The organism is Corynebacterium glyciniphilum AJ 3170 (assembly GCF_007673095.1).
Taxonomy (GTDB): Bacteria; Actinomycetota; Actinomycetes; order Mycobacteriales; family Mycobacteriaceae; genus Corynebacterium.
This window is the reverse complement of record NZ_VDYZ01000012.1, coordinates 1-18,976: the sequence shown is the minus strand read 5'-3', so window position 1 is coordinate 18,976 and position 18,976 is coordinate 1. Positions and strand designations below refer to the sequence as shown.

Sequence of the window (18,976 nt, the reverse complement as noted above, 5' to 3'; positions counted from 1 at the left end):
CGGCACACGCAGGACGGACGAGCCGGCGTCAGGCCCAGCTGTTCGCTGCGCTGGTGTTGATCTGGCTCATGCGGGAATTGGCGTTGTCCACGGCCCTGGCGATGGTCTGCAACACCTGGTTGAGTTCCTCGGCAGCAGCGTCCCACCGCTTCTGTGCCGTCTGGTAGGCCGTGGCGCTCTCCCCCTCCCATTCCGCCACCATCGGGGCGATGTCTCCCTTGAGCTGGTCGAGCATGCCGTTGATGTTGCGGTTGGTGGCGTGGATGTCGGCGGAGGCCTGGGCGATGTGGCCGAAGTCGTACTGGATCACGGTGTCATTCCTTCAGAGGTGTGTCGATGATGGTCGGGTGGTCAGCGGAATGCCGCGATGTTGTCGTCCTCGACCTGCTGGAAGGCCCGGGCGTTGCCACGGATGTTCTCCGAGATGCCGTCGAGCGCCTGCCTCAGTTCCTGTGCGGACTCGCGCCACCGGACCATGAGATTGGCGAATGCCACCTGGGCATCCCCTTTCCACGCCCCCGCGACGCCGTCAACGGTGCCCTGCAGCCGGGTCAGCTCGGACTGCACCTGGTCGTTGACCGTGTCGACTTTTCCTGCCGTGGCCTGCATGACCTCGGTTGCTGTTCTGAAGCTCATGGGTCCCTCCCCTGTCGTTGTCTCTGGACTCTGTATGCCGCTCCCCGGGCATGTGCCGGAGACGTCACCGTAGAGAGACTCACCGGGTGCAGGAAAGGTTCCCGACCCCCCGTCGGAACCTCGACTGGCCTGTGACCGGCCTACTCCAACAGTGCGCGGTAGGCGGTGGAAATATGTTCGGCCATCTGCGCTCCGGCAGTGTCAGCGTCCCCGCCCTCAACAGCCGCGAGGATCGCCTTGTGCTGCTCACGCAGGGTGTCCGCCACCGACTCCCAGTCCTCCTGGCTCCGGAAGCCCTTCAGAATCGGCACCCGGAGAGATTCCCGGATCGCCTGGGTCATGTCCGCAAACAGCCGGTTCCCCGCGCCATGCGCGAGCGCGATATGAAACCGGGTGTCGGCGTCGTTGAACTCCTCCCGGGAGACCCCCGCCCGATCCATCTCAGCCACGGCGGAGCGCATACCGGCCACTGCGTCGGCGTCCTGCTCCACCGCTGCGAGCCGGGCACTCTCGACTTCAAGAATGGTGCGCGTCTGCACCACCTCCGCCAGACCGAAATTGGACAGTGCGACATGCAGCCGCAGGAACCTGGACAGCGCCTCCGAAGGCATCGCCGCGATGAACGTCCCCGCCTTGTGGCCGGAACCGACGTTGGACTCCAGCACCCCCTGCCCCTCCAGAACCCTGATCGCCTCACGGACGGCCGCCCTACTGACCTGTAGCTGCTCAGAGAGGGTCCGCTCCGCCGGAAGCAGATCACCGACATGGAGCGTGCCCGAAAGGATCTGGTTCTCGATGGCGTCGACGACCATCTGGTGAGTCCGGATGCGGGGGACCGGTGTCCAGGCAGGTTCGTCAGTCATGGTCTTTTTCTACCATGTCCCCCCACCCGCGGAGCGAACAGGAAAATGTCTTGACCGCAAAACTTGACGTGATCTACGCTGTGGTCTGACCACTGCTGTGGTCGGCATCACGACCATGTGGCGTACACCTCCACACGTCCCCACACCATCCACGAGGACATCATGAGTTCCACTTACCTGCCCGACCTCGCGCCAGTCGCAGACAACCTGTTCCTGTCTTCACTGGTAGCCCTCCTCCCTCTCATCACAGTGTTCGTCACACTCGGCGTCCTACGGTGGCGTGCCCACTGGGCAGGTCTCGCCGCCCTCGCCGTATCTCTCGTCATCGCCGTCAGCGTGTACGGCATGCCCGCCGACCTGGCCGGACTCTCCGCGACACAAGGTGCGGTCTTCGGACTGTTCCCGATCATGTGGATCGTCGTGTCCGCGATCTGGTTCTACGAAATCACGGTTCGCTCGGGCCGGTTCCTCGACCTGCGGGCCGTCATCGACCGGATCTCCGACCACCCCCGGATCCAGGCGATCCTCATCGCCTTCTGTTTCGGCGGCATGCTCGAGGCCCTCGCCGGTTTCGGCGCGCCTCTGGCCATCACCGGCGTCATGTTGCTTGCCGTCGGTTTCGCCCGGATGCGCGCGGCTGTCGCCGTTCTGGTTGCGAACACCGCACCAGTGGCTTTCGGCGCCATCGCGACCCCTATCATCACCGCAGGTGCACTGACCGGCATCGACTATGAGCACATCGGCAGCATCGTCGGTCGACAGACGCCGTTCATCGCCCTGGTCGTTCCACTCTTCCTCTGCCTCCTGGTCGACGGCAGAAAGGGTCTGAAACAGTGCTGGCCGATCGCCCTGACCATCGGTGCGGTCTTCGCGGTGGTGCAGTTCGTGGCCGCCAACTACATTTCCGTCGAGCTCACGGACATCATCTCGGCGCTGTGCGGCCTCGCCGTCGCCGTGATAATGCTCCGGTTCTGGCGTCCCGAGGGGACGGCCGAAGCCCGGCAACGGCTCCTCACCGAACGGCAACGCGAAGAGGAGTCCGGCGAGGTGCAGGACGTGACCAGCGCTTCCGCCGAGACCGAGACCACCACCCGTGAGCTAACCACCTCACGTACCGTGATGGCCCTGTTCCCGTACCTGCTTGTCATCGTGATCTTCTCGATCGCCAAGCTGTGGGATCCGGTCAAGGACTTCCTGGCCTCCACCGATCTCACGCTCTCCTGGCCCGGGCTCGACGGCCATGTCTTGACCGCCGAGGGGGACGTGTCGACGGCCACCGTCTACAGTTTCCCCTGGCTGTCCTCACCCGGAACCCTGCTCCTGATCACCGGTGTCATCGTGACCGCGGTGTACCGGGTCTCCCCGGCAGTCGCAGTCCGGGCCTACTGGGGGAACCTGGTGAAGATGCGTTTCTCGATCCTCACCGTCGCCGCGGTTCTGTCCTTGGCCTACGTGATGAACCAGTCCGGCCAGACGATCACCATCGGCCACTGGATCGCGGGCGCGGGTGCCGCTTTCGCCTTCTTCGCACCGGTACTCGGGTGGCTCGGCACCGCGGTGACCGGCTCGGACACCAGCGCGAACGCCCTGTTCGCCACGCTGCAGCAGACAGCCGCCACCCAGGCGGACCTGGACCCCGCACTGATGGTGGCGTCCAACACCTCCGGTGGCGTTGTCGGGAAACTCGTCAGTCCGCAGAACCTCACCATCGTCGCCACCGCCGTGGGTCTGGCCGGCCGCGAGTCGGAGATCCTCCGGAAGGTGATGTGGTGGAGCCTCGGCATGCTGGTGGCGATCTGCGTGATCAACGGCCTCCAGGCCACCGTCCTGCAGTGGATGCTGCCCTAACGCGTAACCTCGACAACAGACAACTGTGGTCAGACCACAGACAACAAGCGACAGTCCCCGACAACGACAAGGAAAGTGACCATGGTCAAGCGTCAACTCCCCAACCCCTCCGAGATCCTCGACCTCATGCAGTTCAAGAAGCCCGAGTTCAACGCCAGAAAGCGTCGACTGGACTCCGCGCTCACCATCTACGACCTGCGTAAGATCGCCAAACGTCGCACACCCGCCTCCGCCTTCGACTACACCGACGGCGCCGCCGAGGAGGAGATCTCGATCGCCCGGGCCCGCCAGGCTTTCGAGGACATCGAGTTCCACCCGTCGATCCTCAAGGACGCCTCCCAGATCGACACCACCGCCAGCATCCACGGTGGAACATCCGCCCTCCCCTTCGGCATCGCGCCCACCGGTTTCACCCGCCTGATGCAGACCGAGGGAGAGGTCGCCGGTGCCGGCGCCGCCGCAGCCGCCGGTATCCCCTTCAGCCTGTCGACACTCGGGACGACCTCCATCGAAGACGTCAGAGCCACCAACCCGCACGGCCGGAACTGGTTCCAGCTCTACGTGATGAAGGACCGCGACATCTCCTACGGTCTGGTCGAACGCGCGGCGAAAGCGGGTTTCGATACCCTGTTCTTCACCGTCGACGCCCCCGTCGCCGGCAACCGCATGCGCGACACCCGCCACGGCTTCTCGATCCCCCCGCAGCTCACCGCGAAAACGATCCTGGACGCCATCCCGCGTCCGTGGTGGTGGTACGACTTCCTGACCACCCCGCCACTGGAGTTCGCGTCCTTGTCCTCCACCGGAGGCACCGTCGGCGAACTCCTCGACTCCGCGATGGACCCCACCATCAACTACAAGGACCTTGAGGTCATCCGCGAGATGTGGCCCGGCAGGATCTCCGTCAAGGGCGTCCAGAACGTGGAGGACGCCCGGACCCTCGTCGACCTCGGCGTCGACTCCCTCACCCTGTCCAACCACGGCGGACGCCAGCTGGACCGCGCCCCGGTCCCCTTCCACCTGCTGCCCGAGGTCCGACGTGCCGTCGGTGACGACGTGGAGATCATCATCGACACCGGCATCATGAACGGTGCGGACATCGTGGCGGCGATCGCACTGGGCGCGGACTTCACCCTCATCGGACGTGCCTACCTCTACGGCCTCATGGCCGGCGGACGCGACGGCGTCGACCGGACGATCAGCATCCTGCGTTCCCAGATCGAACGCACCATGAAACTGCTGCAGGTCACCAGTCTCGGAGAACTCGGCCCCGAGCATGTCACCCAACTCACGCGGTTCAACCGGGTCAACCCGTCGCGGCGGTCACTCGGGCAGTAGCGGTGAACCGCTCACAGACCTCCCGGCGGTCATCGGAGGCCTCACGGTACTGGCATCCGACCGAGACCTGGTGGCCGTCCACCAACCGGACCCGCCAGGACGTCGTCGAATCGGGGAAGTACTCCTCGTAGGCGACCGGGGACCGGTCGGTCACCCTGATGTCACCGTTGCCGTCGAGCGCGTCGAGCGCTCCAAGCATCGCCGCATCCAACTCACCCTGCGTACCCACCGGCGTGGGACGGGCGGCGATGAGTACGCGCATCCCGACGTCGTCAGAGGTCCAGATCTCACTGTCGGACGTGCTCTCGGTCATCCTCCATCCGGCGACATCGACAGATACGGCGGTGACGGGGTCCCCGGCCACCTCCTCCGGGGCACGGTCGCCCGGACTCAACTCACGCCACCCCGTGGCATCCGGAACAGCAGCCGTCGTGGTCGCCGACTGCTCCCCCGGATCCCCGTCCTGGACCGGGGTGATCCCTGCATCCGCCGCCGTCTCCGAGGCACCCGAGGTATCCGAGGCACCCGGTGCCCCGGCAGGCCGCAGTAGTCCGACGCCCACAACGAGCCCCACCAGTGTCACGGAGACGGCAGTCAGAATCAGCACCCGGCGCGACAGCATCCGACCACCCTTTTCAGCCTGGTCGGGCTCGTCATCCGGCACAGCCACCGGCGGCGGCGCGGGGTCGGCGACCTCCGCCTGCGCTTCGGCCAGGTCACCGGCCAGTCGCAGCGCCTGACTGACATCCACGGTCCGCGCCCGCACCCCCGTCATCCGCAGGTAGGCGGCGGTGGCGTCTTTGTCGGGGCCGGTGACGAGGATATCCGTCGTGTGCGCACCGATGCCCCAGGGAAACACCGTACGTGGCACGACCGGATTCGCACTGGTGAGTTCAGGGTCAGCAGCTCTGGCTTCCAGAACCTCCTCCACCAGTTCCCGGACCGCCTCCAGCCGGTGTAAAGGCACCACGGAACCACGGAACACCGGGGCACCGGTTCCCCCGTCAGTGCCATCGTGGCCACCGTAACCATCCTGGCCCTCCTGACCCTCCTCAGTTTCCGGGTCCAGCTCCGGGTCCGTGCACCGCACCTCGTAACCACTCAACAGATCGGTGACGCACAGGCCGTTGACCAGGATCCCCGATTCCGTGAGCGCCACCGCCGTGGCCACCATTCCGGCGCTCATGCCCCGACCTCCACGGCGTCGACAGCTTCAGACCCGTCAACCTGGCTGACCGTCGCCACCTGTATGTCCTCGACCGTCCCCTGGACAAGCACTCCCCTTCCCGGCGGACGCGGTGACAGCACCTGGCCGGCGACCGGGCCGTCCTCCCTGGGTGCCGACAGGAGGATCCACGCCGTGAGGTCCCGGGTGCCCTGCATCAACGGGGTGTAGGCGGTGCGCCCCACCAGTGCACTGCGACGGGCTGTCACCAGGTGCAGCCCGATGTCCGCCGCGTGAGGGAGCAGCGGGACCAACTGGTCCACCGCCGAGGCCAGGTCGGTTGACTGGTCCAGGTCGTCCACGACGATGACCCGGTCGGTACCGCTCCACCAGGAGCGCTCCCGCAGGCTCTCCGGCGTCAGCTCCACCTCTTCACCGGGGATGCGTGCAGTGAGTTCCTCGATCCACCGGGTCAGGACCGTGATGAACGTCGCAACGGGACGGTAACCCGGCGCACCGAGAAGCCCTCGTCGGACGTCGGTGGACAGCACCTCCGTCCCCGCCCGGTCCGCCGCGCCCTGCGCGACGGTGTGCAGTGTCGTCGTCCCGCCCGCCCTCGACTGCCCCACGACGGTCAGGTGCGGGAATGTGTCGGGATCCCAGCACACCGTCGACAGCCGCCGGCCACCGACACCGACGGGGATGCCCGCCCCGGACGCCTCATCCAGTTCCCCGGCGCCGACGACCTCAGGCAGGACCCGCATCGTCCTGGACTGTTCTCCGCGGGCCACGCTGACCTTGCGGACGTGCTCGACATCCTGGGCGTCGGAGTACGCGACCTGCAGGTGTTTACCGTCCGGTGACACTCCACGTCCCGGGTGGTCCGGCAGTATGCGCTGGGCATCGCGGAACACCGACTCCGACGGGGTGAGCCGCAACTCCACCGCCCCGGTGAGCAGGTCGCGCAGGCCGGGGCGGAACGTCCACCGCAATGAGGTCACGACCACGTGCACACCGCGTTCCATGCCGCCGGCGACGAGTGCTGCGAGCCGCCGGTCCTCGTCACCGACGGCATCGAGGCCGTCGACGACCAGGACCCGGTGCCCCACTGCCCCGTCGGGATCATCCTGCTCCAGTTCATCCAGCAGCCGGGGCAGAAGCTCAGCTCCCACCACCGCCGCCACCTGCGGCAGCCTCCCGAGGTCATGCAGGGAGCCACCCGGGTCGACCACGTAGATCCCCACGCCCGGTGAGCTCAGGGCCAGTCCCAGGACGAGCGAGCGCACCAGCGTCGTCTTCCCCGTCCCCGGCTGCCCCACCACGGCCCAGTGACGACGCCGCAGATCCAGGAGGAACGCACGCTGCACACCGTCGAACGGGAGGTCCTCCAGGCCCAACCGTACCGTCAGAGCGAGGGGCGGCGGGTCGGGTTCACCCATCACCGCGCTGGCCGGCAGCAACTCCGGCAGTGGCTCCAACCAGATCGGAGTGCGGTTCGGCCCCTCCAGACGGTCGATCACCAGATCCATGGTGGTGCCCGCCGACTCCGGTTCCACACCCAGCTCACGCACCAGTCGGGAATCCAGCGGAGCTTCCGGGCCAGAGACATACGCGGCCTGGAACCGGACCTGGTCGATGGAACTCAGGATCGCCGATCCCGGCGTCGAGGGAAGCTCATATGCCGCAGTCGACCCGATGAGCTGACGCGACTCCGTCGCCGAGAACGTCCGCAGTGCGATCCGGTACGACAGGTGCGACTCCAGACCACGCAATCTGCCCTCCTCCAGCCGCTGACTCGCCAACAGCAGGTGGATCTGCAGACTCCGCCCCAGGCGTCCGATGGCGGCGAAGACCTCCGCGAACTCCGGGCGTGCATGCAGCAGCTCGGAGAATTCGTCGACGATCACGAACAACGCCGGCATCGTCCCCGGGTAGGCCCGGTTGTACTCCGCAGCAGTGGCCAGACCCGCGGCATGGAGGCGTTCCTGGCGGCGGTGCAGTTCCCCCAGCAGGGAATCCTGCATCCGGTCCACCAGGACCGCCTCGTCCGACAGGTTCGTGATCACCGCCGACGTGTGCGGCAACCGCTCCATCCCCGCAAATGCCGCACCGCCCTTGAAGTCGATCAACACGAAGTTCAGTTCCTCTGCGGAATGCCGGTGCGCGAAGCTGGTCACCACCGCCCGGAGCAGCTCAGACTTGCCGCTGCCGGTCGCCCCGATACACAACCCGTGCGGGCCGATGCCACCCTGCGCCGCCTCCCGGATGTCCAGGTACACCGGAGCCGGCGAGAAACCGATGGCCGCGCGCAAGCCCCCGCCCGGTACGTCCAACACCGAACGGGACGCCCGACTCACCGACCGCGACCGGCACACGGCGGCGAGTTCCACGTCACTCAACTCATCCGCGGTGGCGAACGGGCGCCATCCGTCGACCGTCCAGGCGGACAGCACCCCGTCCTGCGCATGGAGCAGCAGGCCACCGGTCGCGGCCAGTTCATGCCACACCGGTGCCACCGACCCCGGATCAGCCAGCACCGTCACCGCTCCGGACAACGGGACCGGGACATCACCACCGAGACCTACCGCGTCGCCTCCCTGGTCGCCTCCCCCGGCCCCTCCGAGGTGCACGAAACGCACGTGCAGCGCACCGTCCCCCGACAGCCACCGGTCATGCGGACCCGTGACACGAACCCCAGGGTCATCCCCGACCACGATCTGCCCCTGCATCGCCCTGACCAGCCCCGGCGCCCCCTCGCCGGTGACCACGACGCAATCGAACTCCCGCAAGTCGACGGCCACCGGAGCATCGATGGTGGCGTAACTCCCGGCCAGATTCCGCAATGTCGTGGCGCACACCGGTTCCAGGTCCTCCGGAGGGGCATCCACAGGTATCTCCAGCGGATCATCCGGGGTCTGCACCGCTGTCCCGATACGCACCACACCCGGCTCAACCTGCCGGACATCATGTGTCTGCTCCCCGCCGGGGGAACCTGCGTCCGCGAACGTCCACAACGACTGCGGATGCGGCTGAGTCGCCGCCGCACGCTCCCACTGGTCCCGACGCGCCCGGTGCAGGGAATCCGACAACGCGTCCAGGTGCCGGTGGAATCCCCTGCGGACCTCGTCGACGTCCTGCCCACCAGGGCTGATCATCATCGCCAGACTCCCCAGCATCATCAACGGGAATATGCAAAAGCGATTACAGGGGTATCATTGTGGCATGACGACAGCAGCCATCTACACCCGCATCTCCGAGGACCATCAGGACGGTGCCGGAGTCGCCCGACAGGAGACGGAATGCCGTGACCTGGCCCAACGTATGGGCTTGACGGTGTCCGTCGTCCACAGTGACAACGACGTCTCTGCCTATACCGGGAAACACCGCCCCGGCTTCCAGGCGTTGAAAGACGCGATGGCCGCAGGAACCATCGACGCTGTCCTGGCCTACGCCCCCGACCGCATTGCCCGCGACGTCATCACCGCCGAGACGTTCAAGGCCGGTGCTCGCCTGGCAGGGGTCAGGCTCATTTATGTCAACGGCGGAGAGATGGACCTGGAAGACCCCAACGCCAACCTGTTCTCTACCCTGTCCAGCGCGGTTAGCCAGTGGGAGTCCGCCATCAAGTCCAAGCGCATCTCCTCAGCTTCAAAACAACGGGCATTGGCCGGGATGCCGCCCCTGGGCGGTCGTCGGTTCGGTTACCGCATCGTCGGTACCGGTGACGGTGACCGCACCTGGGAGGTCGTTCCCCACGAGGCCCGCGAGTACCGCCGCGCTGTCGAGGCCGTACTCTCCGGTGCTTCCGTCCGGTCCCAGGTGATCCGCCTCAATGAGCTGGGCGAGGACTACTGGGCCCCCGAGCGCAAGAAGAAGGGACAGTCCGAGAAGACCCGTGCACGCTGGTCCGGCACCACCTTCCGGAACTCACTGATGCGCAAGGACGCCGCCGGGATCGTCCGGTACAAGGACGAGGAGTACCCCGACGTCCAGGCCCAATGGGAGCCACTGATCACTGTTGACCAGCACCGTGCCGTCGTCGCACTGCTCTCCAACCCCGACCGTCGCACCAACTCCCGCCCCGGACGGTCAGCCACCTACCTCGGCTCCAGCCTGTACCGATGTGGTGGTTGCGGTGCCACGATGGTCTCCTGGCACGACGGCAAGGACAAGCACGGTCAGCCCGTCATGGCCTACACCTGCCGCAACGCCGACTCCTCCAGGCATTCGACCCCCGACGGTCCCCGTGGCCACCACGTCACCATCCGCATGGCCTACACAGACGAGTATGTCCGGGAAGCTCTGCTGGCCCGCCTGGCCGAGCACGACATCCAGGACGCTATCGCTGAGGTCTCCGGCGAAAGTGAGGAGGTCGCACAGCTGATGACCGACCGCGAGGCCATCAGGGTGCAGCTCCGTGAGATCGGTGATGCGCTCGGTCAGCGCCAGCTGACTGTCGCTCAGGCCACCACAGCCAACAACCGGCTGAACTCCGACCTCGAGAAGATCGACCAGGCCCTACAGGCCCGCGACCGCTCCGGTGTCCTGGTCGACGTGGCGGAAGCAGCACTCGATCCCATCACCTGGTGGGAGGACGCTCCCCTGGCGTCCCGTCGAGCTGTCCTGGACGCCCTGGCCACGGTGACGATCCAACGGACTACCCGCCGTGGTGGTGGCCGCGACCTGGACCGCATCGACATCGACTTCGGGAAGCCTAGGACGTAAGGCCAAACTTGTTGCCTCTGTCTCAGAGCGCCAAGACCCTCACCTTACATTCCGATTTCGGAACTGGAGAACACGATGCTTTTAATCGTTCCCATACTCCGGCTCCGTATACAAGTCGGGCTCAACCTCAACGTAGTATTCTTCATCCAGCCCCGCAGCACGCATCAAATCCCACGAATCTAAAATCAGATGACACGTCGTGCAAGCGAAAAACTCTCCCGAAAAAGCGACCTCGTAAATTTGATCACCGAAGAAGTCACGACTCGGCCCTGAGCTTACGTTATTTACTGCCTCACCTTCAACGGTTCCTAAATTGCCACACGCAGGACACGTAGCCACCGAGGAATATCTCATGCCGGCAGTGAAATCGTCACGATACTTCCACCTTTCTGCCTCGGTCGGTGGCATCGAGTCGGACTCAAACCTCCTAAGATTTAGCTCCGAAGCTTCTATCAGCGCTTCCACCCTCTGCTCCAACCACCGACTATTCTCTTCAAGATGCTCTTCCACCTGCCGCGCTTGAGCATTCCCAACCAGGGCGGATGGCTCGAGGGAATGGGCAGCCAACAAAACGCTGACGAGTGACCAATATTGAGACCACCAAGCACTATCAGGCAAATGCATTATTGGAACTTCGAAACCGTGGACGTACTCATTCCTCGCATCGGAAATCTTCTTCGCCGTCTTAAGATCGAAAGATTTGTACAACGCATCACAGCGCTTAAAAGCAGTCGTCGCTGTCACAGTGACATGGTCGACACTGTCCCTTAGTCCTAGTGCCTTATATAGCTGCTCTCCCCCTCCATGCCCCGGATCAACCACTAGAACTCTCGAGGTCTTGGCAAGGGACCACTTCGCAAGTAGCTCAAGACTGAGCGAAGCCCAAAAACGCCGCTCATCCTCAGTTCGACCATCATCAGGATCAGTCGCCCGATTGGTGAAGAGTTTTGCCTTTAACCAGAACGCGTCTGGCGAAAATGGAATCATCTCTGCCTTTCTGAACATGCCATACGATATATCGCCCTATTCTCGTCACCGTCAGAGACTGCTTCCCTCGCATGAAGTATCATCCTGTTACGTATCAGCAATACCTTGCCGGGAACGTCCCACTCAAATCTCCCTACCCTGTCCTCACTTGGATTCTCCATCGCACGAGTGATCCTCGAAGAGTAGGTATCCATAGGGGTCATGCACAAGGGATCAAATCGCAAACCTTTACTATCGTGGGCTGTAGCCAGAAAGTCCTTACCCCCCTCCCCCGGGCGCACCATGAAAACTCCTTGCCCAGCCGCTTCGCATAGATCCTTGATCGGGTCACTATACAAAAGGGTTGGTGTTGTGCTGACTTCCCAGGACCACATAGCTATAAACTTCGGCGGTTGAGGCAAGTGAGAACCGTCCACGTGTAGCGGCTGGCGACCAGTGCCGACTTTAGCACTTATCGAGTTAGGTGCCGCGTCCTCTTTACTAGACGGATTGAGGACCGAAATGTATTCCCCACTCTTCCGATTCGGCTGAGGAGCATGTTCGTGAAAAATAAACGCACTCTTAATCAGACGATTCGCCTCTTCAGCGCTTGCAATAGGTAGCCTCGCGGCTGCCCAACCAGACCTGGAAGATGCACCTATTAGGTGCCCTACTACGTCTCGATACTCGCCAAAATTTGCCATTAACTCCACATCTCTCGTCAAAATGACTATTATCCGCGTGCAGGCCCATCACGCAGAGTCGACTTCTTACCTGTATCCGTTGTCAGTAACCATTAAATCGCCTTTCGAGCATCCGCAAGCTCACGGCTGGCTGCAGCGGTGCCGGCTCCCACCCGGAGGCGCTCAGGAAAGTGTGGTCAGGCTGCACCGGAAGACGCAGCCAATTGATCTCGTCACCCGTGATCGCATTGGTAGGCGTTCGGAAGTAGGTGAGGAAGTCATCCTCTGCACCGGTCAGTGGTGCCCACTCAGCCGTTCCTTCACCGCGTACGCTCCACGTGATCTTGATCTCGTCCTCAACAGGATTGCCAGTCGCCATCAAGAGCCACCGGCGAAAGATCTCATAGTCGGAAAGCTCTTCCTCGTCCGCGTACGCACTGTCTTGTGCTGTGACAGCCCAGTTGACGCTCCACCCCAACGAGAGCCGTAGACCGGCATGAACGTGGCCGTTCTGCTTCGAGACAAAGTCCCACTTGTTCGCTTCATCAGTGTAGGTGTCCATGGAGACTGAGAATACAGGGGCGCTCGGACACCGAGCGCAGGTTGTTAGTCAAACGGACACATGGACACGGGAGGTTGTGCCATACTCACCTCAGCCGCATCCCCCCTGCGGCGAGGCCCCGTTGAGTTGAGCACCCCCCGCTTCTCACCGGGCCGACCTACTCCGAATACTTCCCTGTCCCGTTCAGCGCCGCGTACAGCGTCGACCGGGAGACTCCCAGATCACGGGCGATCACAGCCTTCGGCACACCCATGTCGATGTTCTGTCTCGCACCCTCGATCTGCTCCGTCGTCAGCTTCGCCTTCTTCTCGTAGACGCCTCGCTTCTTCGCCTCCACGATGCCCTCAGCCTGCCGTTCACGGGTGGTCGCCCGTTCGAGCTGCGCGACCGCAGCAAGGATGGTCAGCATGAACTCCCCCTGAGGGGTGTTCGTGTTCAACGCCGGGTTGTCCACGAACTCCACCGCTACCCCCTTGTCCTTCATCTTCTCGACCATCGCCAACAAGTCCGTCGTCGACCGGGCGAGCCGGTCAGGTGACTTCACCCGGATCGTGTCACCCTGCCGGACATAGTCCAACATCTCGCGGAGCTGTTGGCGGTCAGTACTCTTGCCAGAGACCTTCTCGGAAAACAACCTGTCGACATCGCCCAGCGCGGCGAGCTGACGATCCAGGTTCTGATCCGCCGCCGACACTCGGGCATACCCCACTACTTGTCCATTCACTTCCAGTTCTCCCAACAAATCTGTGCAATATAACTACTACCCTGTGAGCTTGTTCGCTATATGGCTCGTTTTCTGGATCGCTACATGTCATCCTGCAGGCAGGGTTGCGGGACTCCGACGGCCCCTGATTGGCACACCAGAGTCGCCAATCGGCGGTAACGACCAGTTTCAGCCACGCGGCTGCCTGATCAGGCTGGCTCGAATCACTACTATTGGGCACCCTCGTCTAGGCCTGCATCAGCGAGCCCAGCAATCAGACCGGCAATCTTCACCACGGCATCGTAGAGTTCAGTATCACCGACAACTGGACGGAGTAGACGAGCATGTTCGGCGAGCTCCAAACCAAAGGTCTGATCCACAGCGCGCTCCCCTCGGGGAGTGAGAGCTACTGATGCGGATCGCCGATCCCCCGGAACGGAAGATCGCTGCAGTAACTCCCGTTGCTCAAGGCGCCTGAGATGCTTAGCCACCCCTGCTCGCGTCATTCCCAAGTCGCGAGCGAGCTTTGCCCCGGTCATTTGCTCGCTACTGTGACGCAGAGGGACGAGAACTTCCAGCTCAGCGGGACTTAACTCTTGCTGTTCACAAGCACTTTCCGAAGCACGCTCCAGAGCCTCGTGGATCAGTTTGAAGCAACCCACGACTGACATCGTCCGGTCATCCAGGTCAGGATTCTTGCGCAACCACCGTTCGATGACCTCGCCGCGCCGTCCAGGTGTCATACCCGCCGCCTTATCGTTAACTAGTATACGATTGTGTGTATGTCCATCACACTACCAACGGAGGAATCAATGCAAGACATCGAACCCGAGGTTGTCATCATCGGCGCGGGCGCAGCTGGCCTAAGTGCTGGGCTCACGCTGGCCAGGGCCCGGCGTCGGGTACTCATCATTGACGGCGGTCTGCCTCGGAACCGTTTTGCTGAGCACTCACACGGATATCTCACTAGGGATGGGATGTCACCACAGCAGCTGCTGGAGAGAGGACGAGGCGAAGTTGAATCCTACGGTGGGCAGGTGGTCCCCGGAACCGTGCAGTCGATTGACGTATCGGAGCGGACCCCCAGCGTCGGCGCATTGACACTGATGACCGATACCCTAAATTTGCGGCCGCGAGCCGTCCTTGTCGCGACCGGCATCACAGATATTCTTCCCAGCATTCCCGGCGTCGCCGAGGGGTGGGGACGCACAGTCCATCACTGCAGCTACTGCCACGGGGCGCAACTTGACCCCGCACAAGAAGTTGTTGTGCTCGGGGGCGACAATAAGCGCTTCGTCCTGAAGCAGACCAAGTTGTTGCGCCACTGGGTTAGTACAGTATCACTGGTCACCTGTGGAATGGACCTCACCGAGACGGAGTGGTCCGATCTGCGTCAGCGCGGCATCGATGTTCTCGAGCAATCCGTTCATCACGTAGCGGACAACGAGGAGGGCGGATGCACGGTGACATTGGACAATGGAGACTCCAAGGGATCCGGAGCGGTTTTCGTCGGCCCTATCTTTAAGCCAAACGACCAGCTACTTCGCGGAGCTGGATGTGCTGTCAATGGGGACGATTGGATTCAAGCGGATCAACACGGGCGCACGAGCGTGCCGGGTATCTGGGCAGCTGGAAACGTCATTTCATCACCAGATCAGATCGTTAATGCCGCAGCAGCCGGTGCAACTGCGGCTATCAACATCAACGACACCCTGCTCGGCCTGGCCTGACAACCGTGGATCGAAGACATTCCTGGTCCGGCCACCCATCGTGGCCTTCAACAGCTTCTTCCTTGGGCGGAATCTGTTGGCTGGAAGATTTTAGCGCTGCCTGGTGGCATGACGTACATTGCGCGACAATCCCCCTCGACCTGCATGGAGAGCCCCCTGCGCCACAGCATCAGCTACCGTCATCGCGAGTGGATCGATGCCCATGGCATGCCGTGGTGGCTATAGCATGCCCTAGTCAGTGTCCGAGGACCAGGGTGCTGGCCGCGGCTTCGATGACATCGTCGGTGATGGTCTCCAACTCGTTGATCTTCAACACCCGCTTGATCTGCGGGAACAATCGCTCCACCACGCGGAAGTTCCCACGGGTCAGCCGCTCGATCGCGGCGATGGCCTGCGCATCCGTGAAGTCCTCCGGGTCAAGTTCTCTACCCAGGCGCTTGTAGTGACGATTGAGCACGAACAGCAGCTCGTCTTTGCCCAGGGCACGGTAGCGATGCGAGAATCCCAGCCGACTGAACAGCTGGGGGTAGTGCCGGAAGCGCTGGTCGATGCCGGGCATGCCGATGAACATGATCGCCACACCGTCACGATCATGGATGTCGCGAAGCATCTCCAGGGCGGTGGGAGGCAATCGTTCTGCCTCGTCGATGATGATCAACTCCGTGGCCCGGGGAGTCCTCGGGTTTATTTTGCTGACCTTCCCGGTGTTGATGAGGTGTTGGTCAATGCAAATGTCGAGGCGTTTTCGGTAGAATTCGACGTCCTTGATCAGCACGCGGTACTTCGGTTGGACCTCAGGGGTGTAGAAGATGGTCCGGGTCCGATGGGCCGTCGCGTAGATGGCCAGGTCCGATTCGCTGCGTGGCCCCCAGGCGTCGATGAACGTACCAAGGGCATCCCAGTGAGCGTACCGTCTGGCGGACTGTGTTTTCCCGACTCCTGCATCACCATGGCAGATACCGATGGTGGTGTCTTTACGGATGGCGTTGGCGAACTCGACGAAGCGGCGGTGCTCTTTGGTGACGATGAAGTCGCGGCTCATGGTGACAGGTCCTCTTCATAGGTCCGCAGGCGAGACGTACGGCCACGCGGACGTGGCGTTTCGGCGTTCACATCGGGGTTCACAGGGGCACGGTCTGTTGGGCGTGGTTCATGAGTGGGGATACGCTCGTTGATTCCGGCACGTAGTTGACGCCGTCGACGTCGACGAGCGGCCTGGATATCTGCCAGGCTGTAGCGCTGATTGGGATGGTCTTCATCCACGGCGACGCACAGCAACGTGTCGCGGTCGTACACCCGGATCTCGGAGAGATCCCGCGGGTCGTAGCGGATGGTGACGTCATGGCCGACAAAAGGTGCCAGAGTCGGGCTAAGGTAGCGCTGGCCTTGGAAGTGGATGCCGTCTCGCTGCACCCGGCGGTGGGTGGAGACCCGCAGCAGGAGCCCGTCGAGTTCTTCCAGGTTCTCCGGCATCCTGGGAATCCATCCCTGTCCGATCCACGCGGCCTTCGGGCTGGTGTCGATCGAAGAATGAGTGCGCTGGTTGTAGCTGCTGATGAACTCACCGACAGCGGTATCCAGGCTCGGCAGGTCCAGGACCGGGTGTGGATTGCGGACGCCCGGGGCAAGGTGACCGGGCAGGGTGGTGAGAAGTTCGGTGTTGACGGTGCTGAAGAACCGCTCGACCTTGCCACGGCCCTGCGGACGAGCGATGGTCGAATAAATAATCCGGATCTTCAACGCTGTCGTGGTGTATGCGATGTGACCACTGGTGAAATCGGAGCCGTGATCGACATAGAGGACATCGGGAATACCGCACATCGCCCAAGTGGGGTCTGTTTTCCGCCAGATAGCCTGGCGTAGTGCCAGGGCGGTGTTCATCGCCGAGGGTGCGGTGATGGTGACCATGTAGCCGCACACTGCCCGGGAGTAGTCGTCGATGATGATGGTGAGCCAGGGGCGAGTCGGGGTGCCGTCCGGGTTCTGGATGAGAATGTCGAGTTGGGTGTGATCGGCCTGCCAGATGGCGTTGGGGGACTCAGCCCGGTGCCGGTAGACCAGCTCGTGTCGATCCCGGTAGGACGTCGGACCCTCCAGAGCGAGGGTGACCATCGCCGGGTCAAGATCTTGGATGATGCTACGCACCGTGGCGTAGCTGGGTGGTTTCAGCGATAGTTGCTGAGCTCGGCTACTCACCAGGCGGTGCAGGGCGGCCATCGATGGCCGCGGTCTGGTGAGCGCGAGGTGTTCTATGTAGGCGACCAGTTCCGCGGATATGCGATGTGCCCCGGCATCGGATCGTGTGGTGGTGCGTAGACCGCGGATTCCGTCGGCCCGGTAGCGGGCAGCCCACCGGGATAGAGTGCGGGTACTAACGCCGGTGGTTCGTGCCAGGTCGGTCAGGGTGATGCCGTCTTCGATGTGCAGGCGAAGGATCTTCCAGCGTTGCATCTCGTCCATCACCATCACCTCACGACCTGATCATTGTGCCTGCATCAGGCGGGCAGTGCTGACTGTCGTCGTTTGGCGCCCTGCAGATGGCGGTACAGTGTTGCCCGCGACCAGCCGACCATGCTCGCGGCGTCTTCGGCGCTACGGCCTTTGGCTCGTTCCTCGGCGACGATGGCGAGCTTGCGGTCGACCACCTCTGGATCCACAGGTGGTCGGCCGAAGCGGGTGCCCTGGGCTTTCGCTGCGGCGATGCCAGCGTTGACACGTTCGGTGATCAGTTCTCGTTCGTACTCAGCCAGCGTGCCGAGCATCCCGAGCATCAACCGGCCCGAGGACGTCTCCGGGTCGATGCCGTCAGAGACCGACTTGATCTTCACCTCTCGTTCGCGCAGCAGGTTCACCGTGTTGAGTACGTCGAGCAGGGATCGGCCCAGCCGGTCGATGCGCCACACCACTACCGTGTCCCCGGGTTGGGCGTAGGCGAGAAGTTTCTTCATTCCGGGACGTTCGGTCGCGTTCTTCGCCCCGGAGGTGACGTCGCTGAAGACATCACGGTTCTGGACCCCGGCGGTGTGCAAGGCGTCGTGTTGAAGTGTCGGATCCTGGCCGACGGTGGATACCCGGGTGTAGCCCAACAGTCTCATGCCCACCATCATGCCTCACTAACCCCCGGCATGGAAGAAGATGGAACACATTACGGTAAGACAGGTTAGCGAGACAGTTTTCCTGCCTGTTCCCGCAGGAGTCATGGTTCTTGACGCGCTTGCTTCATGTGTCTTGTAAACCTTTAGATTATTGAGACAACTGGGGAGCGGCCCAGTGGCTGCTATTCCAATAATCCGGACCGTCGCACCGTGGAAGGATACGACAGCAATCGTTTCCGGTGTGAAGAAGATCAGGCGTGAGGAAGGAGCGAAGAGTACTTTCCTCACACCGACACAGTGCTTCGGCTCCAGGGCCGTGACCCTAGAGTTCGTCGAGCGCTTCTATGACCAGACCGGCAGCCAGCGCGCTGCTGTACTGCTGTTGCCCGGTGATCAGGCGACCATCACGTATTGCGAACGGCTCATTGGCTTCCCGACACAAGAACACAGTGTCGTCGATGCCTCTAGCCTCGCTCTCGATGGTGTAGTCGTTGAGAACAACACCGAAAGCCTCGTTAACCACTTCTTCCTCTGCATCGGTGAAGCCAGTCCACCGCTTCCCTGCAGCCAGCAGTGACCCGTCAGACAACCTGGACCACAGGGGACTGCTGCGCGGATAGGTGACAGGGTGTAGTCACGCCGTCAGTGCGACGGTCGTGTTC

Annotated in this window: 17 protein-coding genes; 5 read left to right on the top strand and 12 right to left on the bottom strand. The window is 62.9% G+C overall.

Translation table 11 applies throughout. The features are described from left to right. Nucleotides 1-28: 28 nt before the first annotated feature. The 3 genes from FS507_RS12265 to FS507_RS12255 all read right to left on the bottom strand — a co-directional run bounded on the left by FS507_RS12265 (nt 29) and on the right by FS507_RS12255 (nt 1,499). Nucleotides 29-310: a WXG100 family type VII secretion target gene (locus FS507_RS12265; protein WP_145943084.1), complete on the bottom strand. Its 282-nt coding sequence runs from the start codon at nt 308-310 to the stop codon at nt 29-31. Between the two features lie 41 nt (nt 311-351). Continuing rightward, on the bottom strand, nt 352-636 hold the full coding sequence (locus FS507_RS12260; RefSeq protein ID WP_145943083.1) for a WXG100 family type VII secretion target: 285 nt from the start codon (nt 634-636) through the stop codon (nt 352-354). A 140-nt stretch (nt 637-776) separates the two neighbouring features. Further along, nucleotides 777-1,499 carry a FadR/GntR family transcriptional regulator gene (locus tag FS507_RS12255; RefSeq protein ID WP_145943082.1) on the bottom strand — a complete coding sequence of 241 codons (723 nt, stop codon included), beginning with the start codon at nt 1,497-1,499 and terminating at the stop codon, nt 777-779. A 162-nt stretch (nt 1,500-1,661) separates the two neighbouring features. On the opposite strand from FS507_RS12255, the gene FS507_RS12250 reads away from it, so the two are divergent. Next, nucleotides 1,662-3,347 carry an L-lactate permease gene (locus tag FS507_RS12250; protein WP_145943081.1) on the top strand — a complete coding sequence of 562 codons (1,686 nt, stop codon included), beginning with the start codon at nt 1,662-1,664 and terminating at the stop codon, nt 3,345-3,347. Nucleotides 3,348-3,428: 81 nt separating this feature from the next. Beyond that, on the top strand, nt 3,429-4,685 hold the full coding sequence (locus tag FS507_RS12245) for an alpha-hydroxy acid oxidase (protein WP_145943080.1): 1,257 nt from the start codon (nt 3,429-3,431) through the stop codon (nt 4,683-4,685). On the opposite strand, the gene FS507_RS12240 is transcribed toward FS507_RS12245, so the two are convergent. Beyond that, on the bottom strand, nt 4,654-5,871 hold the full coding sequence (locus FS507_RS12240; protein WP_145943079.1) for a type VII secretion-associated protein: 1,218 nt from the start codon (nt 5,869-5,871) through the stop codon (nt 4,654-4,656). The two genes, FS507_RS12245 and FS507_RS12240, sit on opposite strands and share 32 nt — an antisense overlap. After that, a complete protein-coding gene (locus tag FS507_RS12235) occupies nt 5,868-9,029 on the bottom strand; it encodes an FtsK/SpoIIIE domain-containing protein (RefSeq protein WP_145943078.1) in 3,162 nt (1,053 codons plus the stop codon). The genes FS507_RS12240 and FS507_RS12235 overlap by 4 nt, the downstream gene beginning before the upstream one ends. A 43-nt stretch (nt 9,030-9,072) precedes the next feature. On the opposite strand from FS507_RS12235, the gene FS507_RS12230 reads away from it, so the two are divergent. Next, nucleotides 9,073-10,575: a recombinase family protein gene (locus FS507_RS12230; RefSeq protein WP_186314674.1), complete on the top strand. Its 1,503-nt coding sequence runs from the start codon at nt 9,073-9,075 to the stop codon at nt 10,573-10,575. Nucleotides 10,576-10,656: 81 nt separating this feature from the next. Here FS507_RS12230 and FS507_RS12225 read toward each other — a convergent pair whose 3' ends face one another. The 4 genes from FS507_RS12225 to FS507_RS19135 form a co-directional block, all read right to left on the bottom strand. Then, nucleotides 10,657-11,580 carry a hypothetical protein gene (locus tag FS507_RS12225; protein WP_145943076.1) on the bottom strand — a complete coding sequence of 308 codons (924 nt, stop codon included), beginning with the start codon at nt 11,578-11,580 and terminating at the stop codon, nt 10,657-10,659. Between the two features lie 747 nt (nt 11,581-12,327). Then, on the bottom strand, nt 12,328-12,786 hold the full coding sequence (locus tag FS507_RS12220) for a hypothetical protein (protein ID WP_145943075.1): 459 nt from the start codon (nt 12,784-12,786) through the stop codon (nt 12,328-12,330). Between the two features lie 157 nt (nt 12,787-12,943). Further along, nucleotides 12,944-13,495, bottom strand: a complete 552-nt coding sequence (locus FS507_RS12215; protein ID WP_260853392.1) for a recombinase family protein — start codon at nt 13,493-13,495, stop codon at nt 12,944-12,946. A 224-nt stretch (nt 13,496-13,719) separates the two neighbouring features. Beyond that, nucleotides 13,720-14,160 (bottom strand): MarR family winged helix-turn-helix transcriptional regulator, encoded by a 441-nt coding sequence (locus tag FS507_RS19135; protein ID WP_369008443.1) that lies wholly within the window; start codon nt 14,158-14,160, stop codon nt 13,720-13,722. 111 nt (nt 14,161-14,271) lie between these two features. On the opposite strand from FS507_RS19135, the gene FS507_RS12205 reads away from it, so the two are divergent. After that, entirely contained in the window at nt 14,272-15,219 is a 948-nt protein-coding gene (locus FS507_RS12205) for an NAD(P)/FAD-dependent oxidoreductase (protein WP_145943072.1), read from the top strand. Nucleotides 15,220-15,454: 235 nt separating this feature from the next. Here FS507_RS12205 and FS507_RS12200 read toward each other — a convergent pair whose 3' ends face one another. The 3 genes from FS507_RS12200 to FS507_RS12190 are packed head-to-tail and all read right to left on the bottom strand — an operon-like array spanning nt 15,455 to nt 18,314. Further along, a complete protein-coding gene (locus tag FS507_RS12200; RefSeq protein WP_145943071.1) occupies nt 15,455-16,261 on the bottom strand; it encodes an AAA family ATPase in 807 nt (268 codons plus the stop codon). After that, nucleotides 16,258-17,679 (bottom strand): Mu transposase C-terminal domain-containing protein, encoded by a 1,422-nt coding sequence (locus FS507_RS12195; protein ID WP_145943070.1) that lies wholly within the window; start codon nt 17,677-17,679, stop codon nt 16,258-16,260. The genes FS507_RS12200 and FS507_RS12195 overlap by 4 nt, the downstream gene beginning before the upstream one ends. A 35-nt stretch (nt 17,680-17,714) precedes the next feature. Next, nucleotides 17,715-18,314 (bottom strand): recombinase family protein, encoded by a 600-nt coding sequence (locus FS507_RS12190; protein ID WP_145943069.1) that lies wholly within the window; start codon nt 18,312-18,314, stop codon nt 17,715-17,717. Between the two features lie 241 nt (nt 18,315-18,555). Between FS507_RS12190 and FS507_RS17630 the strand changes: the two genes are divergently transcribed. Then, nucleotides 18,556-18,891, top strand: a complete 336-nt coding sequence (locus FS507_RS17630; protein ID WP_186314673.1) for a hypothetical protein — start codon at nt 18,556-18,558, stop codon at nt 18,889-18,891. Nucleotides 18,892-18,976 lie beyond the last annotated feature (85 nt).